This window comes from Halopseudomonas sp., assembly GCF_036961105.1.
Classification (GTDB): domain Bacteria; phylum Pseudomonadota; class Gammaproteobacteria; order Pseudomonadales; family Pseudomonadaceae; genus Halopseudomonas.
In genome coordinates, this window is sequence record NZ_JBALWW010000001.1 from 279,375 (window position 1) to 294,713 (window position 15,339).

15 protein-coding genes are annotated in these 15,339 nt (G+C 61.5%); 5 read left to right on the plus strand and 10 right to left on the minus strand.

Annotated features, from left to right (window positions below):
- Positions 1 to 72: 72 nt before the first annotated feature.
- The 3 genes from V7756_RS01240 to V7756_RS01250 form a co-directional block, all read right to left on the minus strand.
- Positions 73 to 903 carry a hypothetical protein gene (locus V7756_RS01240; RefSeq protein ID WP_335608347.1) on the minus strand — a complete coding sequence of 277 codons (831 nt, stop codon included), beginning with the start codon at positions 901 to 903 and terminating at the stop codon, positions 73 to 75.
- 184 nt (positions 904 to 1,087) lie between these two features.
- The gene (locus tag V7756_RS01245; RefSeq protein ID WP_335608348.1) at positions 1,088 to 2,899 is read right to left on the minus strand and encodes a DUF3592 domain-containing protein; all 1,812 of its coding nucleotides are present in this window, start codon (positions 2,897 to 2,899) and stop codon (positions 1,088 to 1,090) included.
- Positions 2,900 to 2,974: 75 nt separating this feature from the next.
- Positions 2,975 to 3,655, minus strand: a complete 681-nt coding sequence (locus V7756_RS01250; protein ID WP_335608349.1) for a hypothetical protein — start codon at positions 3,653 to 3,655, stop codon at positions 2,975 to 2,977.
- Between the two features lie 176 nt (positions 3,656 to 3,831).
- Here V7756_RS01250 and V7756_RS01255 point away from each other — a divergent pair, with 176 nt between their 5' ends.
- Positions 3,832 to 4,368 carry a DUF3087 family protein gene (locus V7756_RS01255; RefSeq protein WP_335608350.1) on the plus strand — a complete coding sequence of 179 codons (537 nt, stop codon included), beginning with the start codon at positions 3,832 to 3,834 and terminating at the stop codon, positions 4,366 to 4,368.
- Here the strand turns inward: V7756_RS01255 and V7756_RS01260 are convergent.
- Positions 4,365 to 5,321 carry a quinone oxidoreductase family protein gene (locus V7756_RS01260; protein WP_335608351.1) on the minus strand — a complete coding sequence of 319 codons (957 nt, stop codon included), beginning with the start codon at positions 5,319 to 5,321 and terminating at the stop codon, positions 4,365 to 4,367. The two genes, V7756_RS01255 and V7756_RS01260, sit on opposite strands and share 4 nt — an antisense overlap.
- 128 nt (positions 5,322 to 5,449) lie before the next feature.
- Here V7756_RS01260 and V7756_RS01265 point away from each other — a divergent pair, with 128 nt between their 5' ends.
- Positions 5,450 to 5,698, plus strand: a complete 249-nt coding sequence (locus V7756_RS01265) for a hypothetical protein (protein ID WP_335608352.1) — start codon at positions 5,450 to 5,452, stop codon at positions 5,696 to 5,698.
- 18 nt (positions 5,699 to 5,716) lie between these two features.
- Here the strand turns inward: V7756_RS01265 and V7756_RS01270 are convergent, their stop codons facing one another.
- The 3 genes from V7756_RS01270 to V7756_RS01280 all read right to left on the minus strand — a co-directional run bounded on the left by V7756_RS01270 (position 5,717) and on the right by V7756_RS01280 (position 9,041).
- On the minus strand, positions 5,717 to 6,031 hold the full coding sequence (locus V7756_RS01270; RefSeq protein WP_335608632.1) for an antibiotic biosynthesis monooxygenase family protein: 315 nt from the start codon (positions 6,029 to 6,031) through the stop codon (positions 5,717 to 5,719).
- 91 nt (positions 6,032 to 6,122) lie between these two features.
- Positions 6,123 to 6,701: a DUF805 domain-containing protein gene (locus V7756_RS01275; RefSeq protein WP_335608353.1), complete on the minus strand. Its 579-nt coding sequence runs from the start codon at positions 6,699 to 6,701 to the stop codon at positions 6,123 to 6,125.
- Between the two features lie 162 nt (positions 6,702 to 6,863).
- The gene (locus V7756_RS01280) at positions 6,864 to 9,041 is read right to left on the minus strand and encodes a malate synthase G (RefSeq protein ID WP_335608354.1); all 2,178 of its coding nucleotides are present in this window, start codon (positions 9,039 to 9,041) and stop codon (positions 6,864 to 6,866) included.
- A gap of 180 nt (positions 9,042 to 9,221) precedes the next feature.
- Here V7756_RS01280 and V7756_RS01285 point away from each other — a divergent pair, with 180 nt between their 5' ends.
- Entirely contained in the window at positions 9,222 to 10,154 is a 933-nt protein-coding gene (locus V7756_RS01285) for an alpha/beta hydrolase (protein WP_335608355.1), read from the plus strand.
- 7 nt (positions 10,155 to 10,161) lie between these two features.
- Here V7756_RS01285 and V7756_RS01290 read toward each other — a convergent pair whose 3' ends face one another.
- Entirely contained in the window at positions 10,162 to 10,905 is a 744-nt protein-coding gene (locus V7756_RS01290) for a DUF2059 domain-containing protein (protein WP_335608356.1), read from the minus strand.
- A 191-nt stretch (positions 10,906 to 11,096) separates the two neighbouring features.
- Between V7756_RS01290 and V7756_RS01295 the strand changes: the two genes are divergently transcribed.
- Both V7756_RS01295 and V7756_RS01300 read left to right on the plus strand, forming a co-directional pair.
- Positions 11,097 to 11,732, plus strand: coding sequence for a 2OG-Fe(II) oxygenase (locus V7756_RS01295; RefSeq protein ID WP_335608357.1), 636 nt, complete (start codon positions 11,097 to 11,099; stop codon positions 11,730 to 11,732).
- Between the two features lie 53 nt (positions 11,733 to 11,785).
- Entirely contained in the window at positions 11,786 to 12,265 is a 480-nt protein-coding gene (locus tag V7756_RS01300; RefSeq protein WP_335608358.1) for a DUF523 domain-containing protein, read from the plus strand.
- A 16-nt stretch (positions 12,266 to 12,281) separates the two neighbouring features.
- Here the strand turns inward: V7756_RS01300 and V7756_RS01305 are convergent, their stop codons facing one another.
- Positions 12,282 to 13,217, minus strand: a complete 936-nt coding sequence (locus tag V7756_RS01305) for a response regulator (RefSeq protein ID WP_335608359.1) — start codon at positions 13,215 to 13,217, stop codon at positions 12,282 to 12,284.
- 1 nt (position 13,218) lies between these two features.
- Positions 13,219 to 14,523, minus strand: coding sequence for an ATP-binding protein (locus V7756_RS01310; RefSeq protein WP_335608360.1), 1,305 nt, complete (start codon positions 14,521 to 14,523; stop codon positions 13,219 to 13,221).
- Positions 14,524 to 15,339: the final 816 nt, after the last annotated feature.

Genomic DNA, 15,339 nt, shown 5'->3' on the forward strand with positions numbered 1-15,339 from the left:
GCGGGCGCAGCTCAGCCCGAACTCGCGCCCCCGGCTGAGGCGTTTTCGGCGGCGCAGGCCGCTGGGACGGCCTCAGAAGGTATAGGTTTCCTGGCTAGGCGTTGGCTCCAGCATGGCGGGGACCGCTGGCGCGGGTATTTGCGGAGCCGGGGGAGCGGCTGGCGGCGCCAGCACGGGCTCGCTCACCGCATACTGACGCAGCGTCGCTTGCCACAGATTGCCTACTTCATTCATGAACTGCTGGAAGCTGGCCGCCTCGGACAGCACGCGGGCGCGGTCCATCTCAGCGGAGCTGTCCCAGACATTGGTGTGCTTTTCGTCACGCTCGGTGGCCTCGGCCACGCCGTACACATAGCCACTGCGTACATCGACCAGCAGACCAGAGGTGGTTGAGGCGACAAATGCCTGCTTGCTTGGCAGCAGGCCCAGGGTGACAACGGTGAGCGGGCCCAGGGTTTCGCCCTCGATGTGGAAGGCGGTGTCGATCGAATAGATCAGCAGCATGTCCGCCTTGAGGCTCGCCGCCGAAAGACGCAGATCCTTGATGCTGTCAAGCTGCTCGGGCAGCAGCAGGCGGCCGACCGGGGCCACGCTGGCGACCATCTCCATCCCCGCCAGTTTGCTGAAGTCGGCTTCGCTCTCGATGTCGCGGGTGGTGACCACGCTGTAACGGCCACCGCCCTGGCTGTCATTGGTGCGTGAGCTGTAGCCTGAGGACTGCACACGCGCTACGGCAATGCGTGCGGGAAACTGCGCAGCCGGCTCCACTGTCATGAGTTCGGCAATATCGCCATCGCCCAGGGCGGGAATATTTACCCCGCCGGCTGGCGTGGTGTAGGTAGCGCAGCCCTGTATGACAGCAACACAGAGCATGAGGGCGAGGATGGACAACTGACGGCGCATTGGTAGGATCCTGATTGAACATATATCGGCCCGGCCGGCGCGGGTGGTTGGCGCGGGCCAGGCTGCTAATGGATAAATGGGTGTGCATGAACGCGCTGGCGCAGGCGTTCCTATCCGAAGGGCGATCGACCGTAGCGACCGACTCGAATTCGCGTAGGCGAATCTTATCCTGTTGGTCTGCGCGCTACAAAGGGAGAGTAGGCTGTGCATGGGGAAACAGTTGATCAAGGACCCGTTTGCCCACGGCGTCGGCAGCATCACGGCCGGCGATATGGCCGGTCAGGCGAATGGCTTCGTCGCCCGCCTGCAGCATCAGCGTGAAGCTGTGGACAGTGCCCTGGTCGTCGATACGGGTCATGCTGTGGTGCAGCTGCAACTGATCGCGCGAATGGACCACGATGCAGCGTCGGCGCAGCGGCAGAAAGTACCACTTTCTGATCGCGCATATCTGCCCGGCCGATACCACGCTGGTCACGCTGAGCCCCGGCCAGATCAGCGCGGCAAGCAGCACCGCGAGGCCAATCAGCAGCAGCGGTGGGCCAAGTAGCCAGAGCAGCACATGGTCATTGAGCGCCAGATACACCAAACCTGCGCCCAATGCAGAAAAGCTTAGCCCGAGAACCCAGAGTCCCACCACCATCAGAACAGCCATGTCGCGCTTGCCCTTGATGCGCAGCCCGGTGGCGGTTTGCTCCATGGCTACCGGTGCTGCTTCGCTCTTTGGTTCGGCGGCCCGCCGGGGTTGCTCGCGGGAAGGTTGTACCACGGCGCGCTGCGCACGCCCCTGGCCTGCTGCTACCGGCAGCTCCCACCCGCGCTCGAACTGAACGTGCTGTTCGGGGCTGCCAAGCAATGTGGCACGGGTATGCGGGCTGTGGCTGCGATCGACCTGCCGGACCACCCCGTCACAGCGCACCTGCCAATGAATGCTTCCCTCGGCATCGGGGTGATCGCCGGTCGCGGGCAGATGCGCGGGCACGTCGAACACAAAGTGCGTGTCTACGCCTCTGGTTGACGGGCGGCAGTAAGCCTGTGTTTCCTGCTCCCAGAGAGGCACCCGGTGGGTTTGTGTTTTGTTCTGGTCGTTGCCGCCGGAGAGAGGGTTGCAAACCTGATACACATGCACGCAGGTCAGGTGGATACGCGGCGGTTCTACCCACTCTCCCTGAGCTAGCAGAAAATGCCCGCCTACTTGTCCGCCGGCATATCCCGGTAGCGGGTCAGGGAAGAGCCGCGTAGCACCAATCCGGTTGTAACGACGTTCTGCGCGCAGCCCCGCCCAGAAGCAGCCAACGCCGATCAGCGGCAGCAGCAACCAGATCAGTATCAGCTGATTGCCTTCGGCCACGGCGGGGGGAAGGGCAAAAAGCAGCGGCAGGCAGGCCAGGGTGAACAGCCCGCCAAACCAGATCAGCAGGCGGGCGCTTTCGCCCGTTCCGCTGGATATGCCCTGGCGGGCGATGGTTTTCAGGCTGCCATCTGCTCTGGTGCGAAAGCCGAACCACATGATGCCGACGCCCATCAGCAAGATGGTGCCGCCCAGAGGCCCGCTGAACATCAACAGTGGCACATGCAACTGGCGTGTAAGCAGCGCTTGCGCGGGTTCTTCGGGGTTTACCCAAGCCTGCACCCGGCCAGATTCCTGGCTGCGCGCTAATGCCTCATGCAGCTGTTGCCAGTATCGCTCGAAGCTGTCGGAGCCGTTGCTCAGCCCGACCTGCTCGCTGCTGTAAGTGTTACCGGCAAATTCATAGTGGTAGCGGGCCTTTACCTGCCAGCTCTGGGACTGGCCACGGCTGCCGAGGAGTTCCAGCTGGCTGAGTTCGGCAGGCACCTGTTGCCAGTCGGCGGTGGCCTGGTATCGCCAGAGCATACTGCCGCCCAGACTGACCGCGAGTGTGGCGCCGAATACCACAAAGATAAAACCGAACAGCAGTAAACCGCGGCTGAGATCGAGTTGGGGCAGGCGCGCGAGGAGGGTTTTCAAAGCCGGCATCGGAGGTCCTTTCCTGAATGGCCCGGCAGTATAGCGATTCACGGCAAGCGGACCTGAGACGCTCCTCGCAAAACCTTAACGCAGCGCTTTACTGGTCAGCTCGAATGAATCGATGAAGGCCTCGATGCGCTCTTCGGCGCCCGCACTGGCACCAGCCTGATCCGGCTGCGGGCGGTTGATCCAGATAAAGGCGGCGTTATCGCCGCGCTCGAGATAATAATAGCTGTGCCAGATATCCACAGCCTCGGCGCTCAGGCCAAGCGCGCTGCGCTGTGGAATATGCTGACCAAAGGTGGCGCTGGTGGCGCTTACGCCGCTGATGCGGTGATCCTGCAGGTTGATGGGTTCCAGCGTGGTGTGGTAGCGCTCCTCGAACAACTGAAAATACTGGGCGGTGGCCTGGCGATAGAGTTCGCCATCGGCTGGCAGATCACCCTTGAACAGATGTACCCGATACACCTCAATGGGCGCAGCCGAGGAGGTGAACTGCACCTGGCTTTCGCTGATGTCGAAGGATTCGCCGATGTGCATCTGGCTGTAGGCGTCGCTGCCCGGCCTGAAAGGTGTGTCGACGCTGAAGCTGCCGTCTGCGGCGCGGTAGTGGCCATCCTCAAGTTCGCCGCGCAGCAGGCTGTTGGCGATGCCGGTGCCCTCCGGCGGCGTGTCCTGTTGGCTGGCACAGGCGCTGAGCAGCAGGGGCAGCAGGCTAATGCCAAGGCGGCGTAGTGCCGAGGTAGAGGTCGCGGATGCAAGCATGTATGTACCATTTTTGAGATATTGTTGGAAAAGCCGGGCCGAACGGGTGCAGCAAAAATTCGCCATCGCCTGCAGTATAGCCGGCTCGGGTGCCGCTTCTGCCGAGTCAGGCTTTGCGCTTGTGCAAACAGACTGCGTACACTGCCGCGCTGGCAGACAGCATGGGAAAGTGAAGCATGACGATTCTATTCGAGATTGAACAACGCGACCCGGTACTCTACCGCCAGCAAACCCGCAAGAGCACATGGCTGGTACTGGCGCTGTTTGCCCTTTTGGCGATGGGCTTGTCCAGCGTGCTGGTGGCTGTGCTGGGGCAGCCGGAGGTGAGCAATTTTCGCTGGAATCTGACTGGTGTATTGCTGGGCCTGGCGCTGACCGTGGTCATAGTACGCTTTGGTCTCTGGCATCGGGAAATCATGGCGCCCGCAGTATATGGCTGGCGCCTCAAGCGCAGCCTGATGCGCGTGACCAACATCATGCATCAGGTCAAGGCGGGCGTCGCACAACATGACCCCGAGGCCATGCAGGTGCTGCGCTTTTACCATCTGGGTCTGCTGGAAATGCATCGACTGGATGGTAACAGCAGCGCGCTGGAGGACCTGGTGGCGGAACGCGAGCAATTGCGTGAAGCCATGCAGGTGCAAGGGCTGCAGACCGAATGTTATCAACTGCACCAGCAATGGCTGCAGGCAGTCAAGGCTATCCGGGTCTAGGGGACGAACACGATGCGCTCTTGCAGACTGTCGTCTACCCAGGCACGGCTGACCTGCTCGAGCGGGCGAGCGATTGCTGCCACATGCAGGCCGGCGACCGGAATTGCCTGTAACAGTTGACCAATGCAACGCACCAGCGCGGCGTTGGAAACGCTCCCCAATCCACTGCCCAGCAACTCCAGCCCGCTGCTGCGCAGTGCGCTGGCAGGCAACTCCATGTTGGCGCCACCCAGTGAGCCGATATTCACAAAGCGCACACGCCGTGCTGCCTGCCCGGGCGCATGGCCATCAGCCGCGCGCAGGATGGCGGCAGCCGAGGGCCCCCAGAGGTAGTCCAGCACGACGTCAATGCCGGCGTCCATTTCGGCACGCAGCTGCGCCGCCAACGACTGCTCATCCTGTTGCAGGGGTATGAAGCGGTCGGCGCCGAGCGCCAGCAGTTCGGGCTCCGTGGCCGGATTGCGGCCGGTCACCACAATACGCCCGGCGCCCAGGTGGCGAGCGATCTGAATCGCCAGCCGGCCGGAAGCACCGGTCGCTCCGTTGATCAGTACCGATTCACCTGGCTCGAATCCGGCGCGTTCGGTGAGCGCAGCCCAGGACGACATGCCAGGGTTGGCGATGGCCGCCGCGGTGAGGTCGTCTATGCCATCCGCAATAGCCACCACACAGTCAGCGCTGACCGCCACGCGTTCAGCCATGGCGCCCACCGGGTTGCGCGGAAAGGCGAAGTACACGCGCTCACCGTTGTCGAGCACGCCCACACCATCCGCGCCGGGTACAAAGGGCGGCTTGGGGCTGGAATAGTGCTTTGCGCAGGCCTGGGCGCGCACCAGCTGGCTCAGCGCTGCGCCTCGAACTGTCACCATAACTTCCCCCGGCTGCGCCTGCGGCTGAGCAAAATCAAGGTACTGCGGTGGCTGACTCGGGTCGTTCACGACTGCGGCTTTCATCGGTATCTCGCCATGTGAAGTAAGAGCGGGTAGGTATTCTAATCCTGTCCATGGTCAACGACCAATGCTGCTCATTGCGCTTGGTTCGTGGAACGTCCCGCAGGCGTCTGTGTCCATGGAATATGAATATGGAAACCCTGATCGACCTGCTGCAATGGCCTGCCATGCTGACTACCCTGATTGCCGCCTGGCTGGTTGGCTCGCAAACCCGTCGCAAGCGCAATTGGGGTTTTTGCTGCTTCATCCTGAGCAACATACTCTGGGTTGTCTGGGGCTGGCACGATGCAGCCTATGCCCTCATCACCCTGCAGCTTGGTCTGTTTTTGCTTAATCTGCGTGGCCATCGCAAAAATGGCGGCAGCGCCGAGGCCGGCTAACATGGATGCCGGCTGCGCTCAGTGCGATGGAGGCATGACGGTCCATTCGGGCTCATCAAACTCGCCGATCAGGCGTATATCGCAATAGCGCGAAGCGCCCTTGATGATCTCGGCTATCTCTGGATTGGGTTGTCCTTCCATGGCATCGCGGTTGGCCTTGCTGTCCCAATGTGCGATGGCGATCAGGGTTCGCGGATCGCCGATCTTGCGGTGCAGTTCAGTCCCCAGAGCGCCTGGCGCTTTCTGTATAAGCTGACTGGCACGGACCCACGCGTCGGCATAATCCTCGGCGCGGTACCCTTCTCTGATGTGCACTTCAAAGATGTATTTCATGTCGCGGTCTCCCACTGCGTAAATACGCTGTTCAAGCTGAGTGACGTTGGAGTGCTGCGGCATCCAAGGGTTCATATGATGCGGTGCGGCGTCAGCTGAAGAGATTGAGAAACGCTGCGAAAAGTATGCGTGAGGCATCCGCAATCTGTGGCCTGAAGGTGATCAGAAGTAGAACCACCAGAATAGAGTTCAGGATCGCCAGCAAGGCAATTTTCCCGTATTCGGTTCTGGGATAGGGTTGGTTAGGACGCCCTGCGCGGTTTGGCTCGTCCTGACCGGGCTTGAGGGCCAAATACAGCATGAACAGCTCGCCGATGAGGGGCAGGACTATCAGCCAACACCACCAGGCAGATCGGCCCGTGTCTCGGGTGCGCCTCAGTACCAGTGCGAGACTGATCCAGCAGTTGAGCATAAAGAGTGTGCCGATGCTCAGTAGCAGCGCCGCCGGATTGTGGCGCAGCAAAAAATAGGCGGCCGCGTAGCACAGCATGAAAGCATCAAGGTTGAAAGTCGCGTGATATAGCCAGTAGTTGGCTAGAGACAGGCGCCCCTCCATCTCCAGTACGCTGGGGCGTGCCACCTTGCATGATTTCTTCGCACGGGCTTTGCCTGACAGCAAGCCGCTGGCGTCCAGTGCTTGGTGACTGAAAACCGGCTCTATTCTTTCCATGTGCTTCATCCTTGTTCGCTGCCTACTGTACCCACTGCAACGCATGGCGTATGGGCGGATGATGCGCCGATTCGTTGCCGCGGCCAAGAAGAGGAGCTGTCTTTTACCACCGAAAACGAAAAAGCCCGGCACAAGGCCGGACTTTCCAGTGTTGCGGGCAATTTACAGGCTGTGCTTGGCCTTGAACTCGCGGCGGCGACGATGCAGAACCGGCTCGGTATAACCGTTGGGCTGCTTGCTGCCTTCGATGCACAGCTCTACCGCAGCCTGGAAGGCGACGCTGTCGTCGAAGTTCGGCGCCATCGGCTGGTAGGCCGGGTCGTTCTCGTTCTGACGGTCGACCACGGCCGCCATGCGCTTCATGGTTTCCATCACCTGCTCTTCACTGCATACGCCATGGCGCAGCCAGTTGGCGATGTGCTGGCTGGAGATACGCAGTGTTGCGCGGTCTTCCATCAGGCCCACATCGTTGATGTCCGGCACCTTGGAGCAGCCGACGCCGTGGTCGATCCAGCGCACAACGTAGCCGAGGATGCCCTGGGCGTTGTTGTCCAGTTCCTGCTGGATGTCTTCCTTGGACCAGTCGGTGCTGGCAGCCAGCGGGATGTTCAGAATGTCATCGACCGAGGCCGGCTTGCGCTTGGCCAGCTCGTCCTGACGCTCTGCCACGTTGACCTTGTGGTAGTGCAGAGCGTGCAGAGTTGCCGCGGTGGGTGAAGGGACCCAGGCCGTGTTGGCGCCGGCCATCGGGTGGCCGATTTTCTGATCCAGCATGGCCGCCATCAGGTCGGGCATGGCCCACATGCCCTTGCCGATCTGCGCGCGGCCCTTGAGGCCGGTCGCCAGGCCGATGTCCACGTTGTTGTTCTCGTAGGCGCCAATCCACACGGCGCCCTTGATTTCACCCTTGCGAATGAAAGCGCCGGCTTCCATGGAGGTATGAATCTCGTCGCCGGTACGGTCAAGGAAACCGGTGTTGATGAACACCACGCGCTCGCTGGCGGCCTTGATACAGGCTTTCAGGTTGATGGTGGTGCGACGCTCTTCGTCCATGATGCCGACTTTCAGCGTGTTGCGGGTCAGCCCCAGCAGGTCTTCGACGCGGCCGAACAGCTCTGTGGTGAAGGCCACTTCTTCCGGGCCGTGCATCTTCGGCTTGACGATGTAGACCGAGCCGGTGCGGGTGTTCTTGCGGCTGGTGTTGCCCTTGAGGTTGTGCATGGCGATCAGGCTGGTAACGGCGCCGTCCATGATGCCTTCGGGCACTTCGTTGCCGCTCTTGTCGAGTATGGCGTTGTTGGTCATCAGGTGGCCCACGTTGCGCACGAACAGCAGCGAACGGCCATGCAGCGTCAGGCTGGAGCCGTCGGCGCGGGTGTATTCGCGGTCGGGGTTCATGGTGCGGGTGAAGCTGCTGCCGCCCTTGTTCACGCTTTCTGACAGGTCGCCCTTCATCAGGCCCAGCCAGTTGCTGTAGACCACGGTCTTGTCGTCGGCATCGACGGCGGCGATGGAGTCTTCGCAGTCCATGATGGTGGTCAGTGCGGACTCCATCAGCACATCCTTGACGCCAGCAGCGTCGGTCTGGCCGACGTTGCTGGTGGCGTCAATCTGGATTTCAAAGTGCAGACCGTTGTGCTTGAGCAGCACGCCGGTGGGGGCATCGGCGGAACCGGTGTAGCCAATGAACTGCGCTGGATCTTTCAGGCCGGTGTTGCTGCCATCTTTCAGGGCCACGCTGAGCTGGCAGTCCTTGACGGTATAGGCGATGGAGTCCACATGGGAACCATTAGCCAGCGGAGCTGCCTGATTGAGGAAGTCGCGGGCAAAGGCGATGACCTTGTTGCCACGAATTTCGTTGTAGCCGGGACCCTTGGTTGCGCCGCCGTCTTCGGAAATGGCGTCGGTACCGTAGAGCGCATCGTAGAGTGAACCCCAGCGCGCATTGGCCGCATTGAGGGCGAAGCGGGCGTTCATTACCGGCACAACCAATTGCGGGCCGGCCATGGTGGCAATTTCTTCGTCGACGTTTTCGGTGGTGGCCTGGAAGTCTTCCGGCTCGGGCAGCAAATAACCGATCTGCTGCAGGAAAGTCTTGTAGGCAGCGGCGTCGTGGGGCTGACCCTTGTGCGCCTTGTGCCAGGCATCGATCTGCGCCTGGAAGTCGTCACGTTTGGCCAGCAGAGCCTTGTTCTTCGGCGCCAAGTCGTTGATCAGGGCTTCCAGACCGGTCCAGAAGGCATCGGCGTTGACGCCGGTACCGGGAATGGCCTGCTGATTGATGAAGTCGTGGAGAACCTTGGCAACTTGCAAACTGCCAACCTGGACGCGTTCTGTCATGGGGAAACCCTCACTCTGCTGACAACCTGCGCGCATCGCGCATCAGGACGTGGAATTTGGAGAGGCAGCATGTTACACGATGATCGGTTGCAAATCATGTTCATAACGTGGAATTCTGTTAGGCCGCGCCGCCGTTGCGACGCCTGCTGGCGCGCATTCCCTCTATTGGCTGGACACTGAATGGATCAGGATTTTCTCACTTCCTTTGTTGACCAGTTGCCCGCTCTCGAGCCGGGACGGGCGGTGGATGCTGCTGCCCGGCGTTACGCCGGCTATTACGGCATCGACTTCAGCGAGCGCTCGGCGCAGCACCTGGGGCGCATCGAAGTGGACGGCTTCAGCGTGGCGGTGCAGATCTGGCAGCCACCAGTAGCCCGCGGCACGCTGTTGATTCTGCACGGTTACTACGATCACATGGGGCTTTACCGCCACCTCATCGAATGGGCGTTGCAGCAGCAGTTTGCGGTGCTCGCCTTTGATCTGCCGGGCCATGGTTTGTCCAGTGGCGAGCGCGCCAGTATCGACTGCTTTCTGCGCTATCAGAAAGTGCTCGATGGTGTCCTGGAGCAGGCCATGCTGTGGGAACTACCCGCGCCGTGGCACATGCTGGGGCAGAGCACCGGCGGTGCCATTCTGATTGACCGTCTGCTGCATGGACCCGTGCCGGATGCGCTGGGCGAGACCATTCTCATGGCGCCGCTGGTGCGCCCCCGGCAGTGGGGCTTTTCACAGATGGGGCTGCGGCTGTTGGGCGGCTTTGTGCAGCAGTTGGGGCGCAAGTTCACCGACAACTCCAGTGATCAGGCCTTCCTCGACTTCATTCGCAGCCACGATCCGCTGCAGCCACAGGTGTTACCGGTGGCCTGGGTGCAGGCGCTGGAGCGCTGGATTCCGCGCATCGAAGGTGCAGAGAGCGTGGTGCACAAACCGCTGATTATTCAGGGTCAGGATGACGGCACGGTAGATTGGCAGCACAACATCAAGGTGCTGGAAAGCAAGTTTGCCGCGCCCGATACCCTGTACCTGCCGAAGGCGCGGCACCATCTGGCCAACGAACATCAACGCCTGCGCAAGCAGTACCTGGAGTGGCTGGCGCCGCGCCTCGGCGGCTAGGCTGGGTTCAGGGATTCAAGGCATCATGCGCTGCGGCATTGGCCGCCTTGAAAAAGGCTCGGCCAGTGTCCGATTCGCTCCATTGCACATACTGCTCCAGCTGCGCATCGGAGAGATCGCGGTAGACGTACAGCAGCGTCTGCGGCAGGTTGGGCTCCATTTGTGCACGCAGGGCGCCGCGCTGCTGGGTCAGCTCCTGAGGAATCTGGAACAGCCCGCCGAGCATCTGATTGGCGCTGTCGGTCGCCATGCCGGCCAACGCCAGGGATACCTCTTCGCCAAGGTCGAGCGCCGGCAGTTGCTTGGCCAGGCGGTCGATCAATGCCTTGCGCTCGGCACTCACCTTCATCATCGGCAAGCCATTCTGCATGGCGCTGACCTCGGCAGGGGAGGTGGCGCGGGTTTCGGCGGCAACCACTTGCTGGCCAACATCGCGGCGGTAGAAAGCGAGTGCATTGTCGAGTTCGTCGTCGCCGAGGTTGACCTGCAAGGTGGCGGCGGCACGCGCGTGCATGCGCTGGGGCTCGAAGCGTTCATTGCTCTTGCGCATCAGGTTATCAGCCACATTGGCGGGCAATTGCGCCGCGTAGCGTTGCTGAGCCTTCTTCAGCGCCTGCTGAAAATGCTCCTGATGGGTTTGCATGCCGGAGATCTGGTACAGCTCGTTGCTGTTGGCCAGAACGGGAAGACTCATGGCCAGAAGGCCGCTCAGCAGGGTGGTGCGAACGGCGGAAAACAGGGTGGGACGCATATTAGCCTCATGTGGTGACGAGCGGGCACCTGCCCGCGCGGAAAAATCTTGCCAGAGTACGGCCATGACATACAATGCCGGCGTCTGCCTGGCCGGCTGCGCGGCCAACCTACCTGGCGCGGTCTGGCCGCTGAACGCGGGTCCAGGGCAGGCGTGCCGGTGTCGGCGTAACCTGTTCGAGTGTCACTGCCATGTTCGAGTTCCCTGGGGTACCGGTCAGCCGCTTTGAGCTGATAGCCGATGAGCTGGCCGAGCGTGGCTGGTCTGTGCAACCGCAGTTGCTGCCCGCTGATCTGGTGCAGGCCTTGGCCAGCGAATGCCATGCGCTCTGGCAGCAGTCCGACTTGACGCCGGCGGCGATTGGCCGTGGCCCGGAGCAAACCGTGGTGCCGCGGATTCGTGGTGATTACACCCGTTGGCTGGACGACTGTCCGCCGTGCGCTGCCAACAGTGCCTATCTGCGGCTGATGGACGAGCTGCGCCATGTGCTCAACCGCAGCCTGTTCCTCGGGCTCGACAGCTTCGAAACCCATTATGCGTTGTATCCGCCCGGTGCCGGCTATCAGAGGCATCTCGACCGCTTTCAGGACAGTCCGCTGCGCAGTGTCTCGGTGGTGGCTTATCTCAACCAGCAATGGCAACCGGGCGACGGCGGCGAATTGCGCCTGCACCTGGCTGCGGGCACTCATGATGTGGCGCCGCGCGCGGGAACCGTGGCCGTGTTCACCAGTGCAGACATTGAGCATGAGGTGCTGGCCGCGGGCAAGGAGCGAGCCAGCCTGGCCGGCTGGTTTCGTCGTCGGCCGGATAATCCGCTGCTGCGCTGAGTAGCGGCTGACCGCTAAACTGCAGGGTCTGTAACGCCAGGAGAGAGTACTGCATGGAAAAGATTCTGGTCAGCCGCTGCCTGCTGGGTCACCCGGTGCGCTACGACGGTGGCGGCTTCGACCCGCAGGCGCAACTGCTGCGCTGGCAGGCGCAGGGACGTATTGTGGCGCTGTGCCCGGAGGTGGCTGGCGGTTTGCCGACGCCGCGCCCGCCAGCGGAGATTCCCGGTGGCCAGGGCGCTCAGGTACTTGATGGTCTACTACCGGTGCGCAGTATCGAGGGTGACGATTTCACAATCGCGTTCGTGCGCGGCGCAGAACAGGCCGTGGCGTTGGCCGCCAGGCACGGGCTGCGTTACGCCCTGTTGAAGGCGCGCAGTCCGTCATGCGGCAACCATGAGAATTACGACGGTAACTTCAACGGCACCAAGGTGCCTGGTGAAGGTGTCACTGCGGCCGCCTTGCGCCGCGCCGGGGTGCGGGTCTTCAATGAAGACGAGATGGCGCAACTGGCTGCGTTGCTCGATACGTGAGTCCGCGCGCCGCTGCTCATGCCGTCAGACGTTGCCTTAGCCGGCCCAGCATGCCCATGAAGTTGCTCACCCGGCTTTGCTCCTCGGCAGCGCGCGGCGTCTCTGCCTGACGCAAGGACGGCGCGCTGGGCTGTTGCCAGGCCTGTTCTACCTGAACCACCGCCGTCTTGATTGCCCGTTCAAGCATGCCGCGGCGAATGGGTTTGGGCAAATAGCGAAAAATCTGCGCCTGATTGATCAGCTTCAGCAGCAGCTGGGTATCCTGAAAAGGCGTGACCACAATGCTCAATAACTGCGGGTGGGCTTGCGCCAGGGTCATCAGCAGCGGCCGCAGATCATCGCTGCCCAGGCGAATGTCGCTCAGCAGGATGTCCACATCCTCTTCGTTGAGTTTGGCCAGGGCGCCGTCCAGTGTGCTTACCGCTTGCAGCTGTATACCTAGCCGGCCGCAGATGTCGCGGCTCAGGGCCAGGGTTTCTGCCTCTTCATCCACCAGCAGCAAACAGACCTGGCGTGCTCTGGCGGGCGTATGCGCCGCGGCAGCAGGTGATTGCCCGAGAAAACGGCGCCGATGGCGCACTATCTCGGCCGCCTGCGCCAGGGTGTCGGCCATATCCCGCTGCTCCCAGGGCTTGGTCAGATAGCGGAAGATGCCGCCGCTGTTCAGGGCGTCTACCGCGGCGTCCAGATCGGAATAGCCGGTGAGCAGAATACGCAGGCTGTCGGGGTAGGCATGCTGCACCTGGCTGAGCAATTGGCTGCCGCTGATCTGTGGCATGCGTTGATCGCTGACGACTATGTCTACCGGTTCGGTTTTCAGGCGCTCCATTACCCGTGCCGGGTTGGACTCGGTAATCACCTGATACTGGCGGCGAAATTGCAGCGACAGGCTGCGCAGAATGCGTTCTTCGTCATCGACAAACAGGATGCGCACGGGATCGGACGAGGTCATATCAAGCGCTCCGTTGCAATGACTGGGTCTGGTTCAGCGGCAAACTGATAACGAAGCGGGTGCCGCGCCCCGGTTCGGAGGCAAAGCGGATATTGCCACCATGCTGTTGCACTATCTTGTAGCTGATCGCCAATCCCAGGCCGGTACCTTCGCCCACTGCCTTGGTAGTGAAGAAGGGATCGAAGATGCGCTGCTGAATGCCTTTGGGAATACCCTGGCCGTTGTCCTGGATCGACAGGTAGGCAAACTGCGCGTCCGCCCAGCTCTTGAGCAGAATCTGCCCGCTGTCAGGCATCGCCTGCGCCGCGTTGGTAAGCATGTTGAGCAGCACCTGGTTGATTTGCGAGGGCGTACAGGTAATGGTGGGCAGCTCGCCGAGACGCGTGACCACCTTCACCTTGTCCTTCAGCGCATTGCGCGCGATCACCAGCGCACTGCGCACGCAATCGTTGAGATCGATGTCTTCGCTCATGGCGCGATCCAGGCGGGCAAAGTCCTTGAGGCTGACTGCCAGTTCGCCGATCTGCTCCAGGCCGTAGAGGGTGTCGTCCACCAGCGGCGTGAAGTCCTCTTCGAAGGTCGCCGGAGAGGCCAGCTCGGTCGCGTCCTGCACACGCGCGAATGCCGCTTCCACGGTCTCGGCCGAGGTGTCCGGATCGGTCAGGCACTGGCTCAGCTGCGCCTGCGCCTCGGCCAGCTCCAGCAGTGGCTGGACCAGATCGCGCAGCAGTTGCACATTGTTCTTCACATAGCCCAGTGGAGTATTCAGCTCATGCGCCACCCCGGCGACCATCTGGCCGAGTGAGGCCATCTTCTCCGACTGGATCAGATGCGCCTGCGAGTTCTTCAGTTCGCGCAGGGCGCGATTTAGCGCACGGTTGCGCTGGTCTATGCGGCTTTCCATGGCCTTGAGCAGGTCCAGCACCGTGCCCAGCCCCTGATAACAGCCGTACTCGTCGACCAGAATGAAGTCTTCGGTAATCGGGTATTGCAGCTGCGCGGTGACGATGCGTGCGGCGTCATCCAGAGAGGTATTTAGCGCGATCACCAGCGAGCCGGGGTTGGCCGCCTCGGTGACCGAGCGCTTGCCCCAGAGATCACGCCCGAAGCGCTGCATGAAAATGTCCTGCAAACGGTACCGGCTGATCAGCCCCAGCGGGCGCTGCGCCGCGTCTACCACGGGCAGAGAAAGAAACGCCTTGTGGCTGGGCTGCAGCAGCTGGTCGGCGACCTCGCTGATGGTCATCTCGGGGCTCAATGATTCGATGGGTTTGAGCAGGGCGGCGAGGGACTGGATGGCGGACATGGGGTGGGGTTCGGTTGTCGGGTTGAAGCGTCATTCAACCAGCGTCAGGTTTCTAGCGTATTACAGTGGGGGCTCTGGTTGGATGCTTCTGGCGCGGTTCTGAGACGAGGGGTTTTATGGCGTTTGACAGTGCCAGGCTGGAGCTCACTCACCCTGGAAGACGCTTGTGTTGCCAGTCTAGCTCTTTTTCGAGACTGTCTTTGCGCATGCCTTTCGCCTTTGCCGGCGAGTTACTTTTGTTTGATTGGCCAAAAATGCCGTCTGCCCGTTATTGCCTGGTTTACCTGCGTAACTACAGCGCCGGCTTTGTAGTTAGTGCATCAGCTCATTACCGTTTTCGCCTCTAGGCGAGCCAAGGGGGCATGCTTGCCCATGCCCCCTTAGCGATCCCCCAGGGCACCCAGCTGCGCGGCCCTTCGGGTTCGCTGCGTTGCTCGATCTGCCGGGGGCACGCGCAAACTCGGCGCTACGCACCTCAGACACCGCGCGTACCTTTTTCCCGGCAGATCTGCGCTACTCGCCCGCTCAGATGGGAGTTTTGGTCCGAGTGGTTACTTGTTTTGCTGCCATCCTGATCAGCAACCAAGCCCAAAAACCCCGGCGCGCTCTGGCTGATCATTCCCTTCCAAGCTGTCGAGTAACGCAGAGAAGCCGCAGGCCAGCTTGGTGGGGTGGCCTTTTTTTGGTTACTTTTGTATGGCCAAGCAAACAAAAGTAACTCGCCGGCAAAGGCGAAAAGCGGACGTGGATGTACCTTCAAGATGGAGCAAGGCTAAAAAGATCGGAATTTAATGCAGGTGCTCGAGCTACCAGGTC

Coding starts and splice junctions, on each gene's coding strand:
- V7756_RS01310 (WP_335608360.1), bottom strand. CDS start 14,523: ATGTCCGCCATCCAGTCCCTCGCCGCCCTGCTCAAACCCATCGAATCA.
- V7756_RS01240 (WP_335608347.1), bottom strand. CDS start 903: ATGCGCCGTCAGTTGTCCATCCTCGCCCTCATGCTCTGTGTTGCTGTC.
- V7756_RS01300 (WP_335608358.1), top strand. CDS start 11,786: ATGGAAAAGATTCTGGTCAGCCGCTGCCTGCTGGGTCACCCGGTGCGC.
- V7756_RS01250 (WP_335608349.1), bottom strand. CDS start 3,655: ATGCTTGCATCCGCGACCTCTACCTCGGCACTACGCCGCCTTGGCATT.
- V7756_RS01305 (WP_335608359.1), bottom strand. CDS start 13,217: ATGACCTCGTCCGATCCCGTGCGCATCCTGTTTGTCGATGACGAAGAA.
- V7756_RS01290 (WP_335608356.1), bottom strand. CDS start 10,905: ATGCGTCCCACCCTGTTTTCCGCCGTTCGCACCACCCTGCTGAGCGGC.
- V7756_RS01255 (WP_335608350.1), top strand. CDS start 3,832: ATGACGATTCTATTCGAGATTGAACAACGCGACCCGGTACTCTACCGC.
- V7756_RS01275 (WP_335608353.1), bottom strand. CDS start 6,701: ATGGAAAGAATAGAGCCGGTTTTCAGTCACCAAGCACTGGACGCCAGC.
- V7756_RS01280 (WP_335608354.1), bottom strand. CDS start 9,041: ATGACAGAACGCGTCCAGGTTGGCAGTTTGCAAGTTGCCAAGGTTCTC.
- V7756_RS01285 (WP_335608355.1), top strand. CDS start 9,222: ATGGATCAGGATTTTCTCACTTCCTTTGTTGACCAGTTGCCCGCTCTC.
- V7756_RS01260 (WP_335608351.1), bottom strand. CDS start 5,321: ATGAAAGCCGCAGTCGTGAACGACCCGAGTCAGCCACCGCAGTACCTT.
- V7756_RS01265 (WP_335608352.1), top strand. CDS start 5,450: ATGGAAACCCTGATCGACCTGCTGCAATGGCCTGCCATGCTGACTACC.
- V7756_RS01245 (WP_335608348.1), bottom strand. CDS start 2,899: ATGCCGGCTTTGAAAACCCTCCTCGCGCGCCTGCCCCAACTCGATCTC.
- V7756_RS01270 (WP_335608632.1), bottom strand. CDS start 6,031: ATGAAATACATCTTTGAAGTGCACATCAGAGAAGGGTACCGCGCCGAG.
- V7756_RS01295 (WP_335608357.1), top strand. CDS start 11,097: ATGTTCGAGTTCCCTGGGGTACCGGTCAGCCGCTTTGAGCTGATAGCC.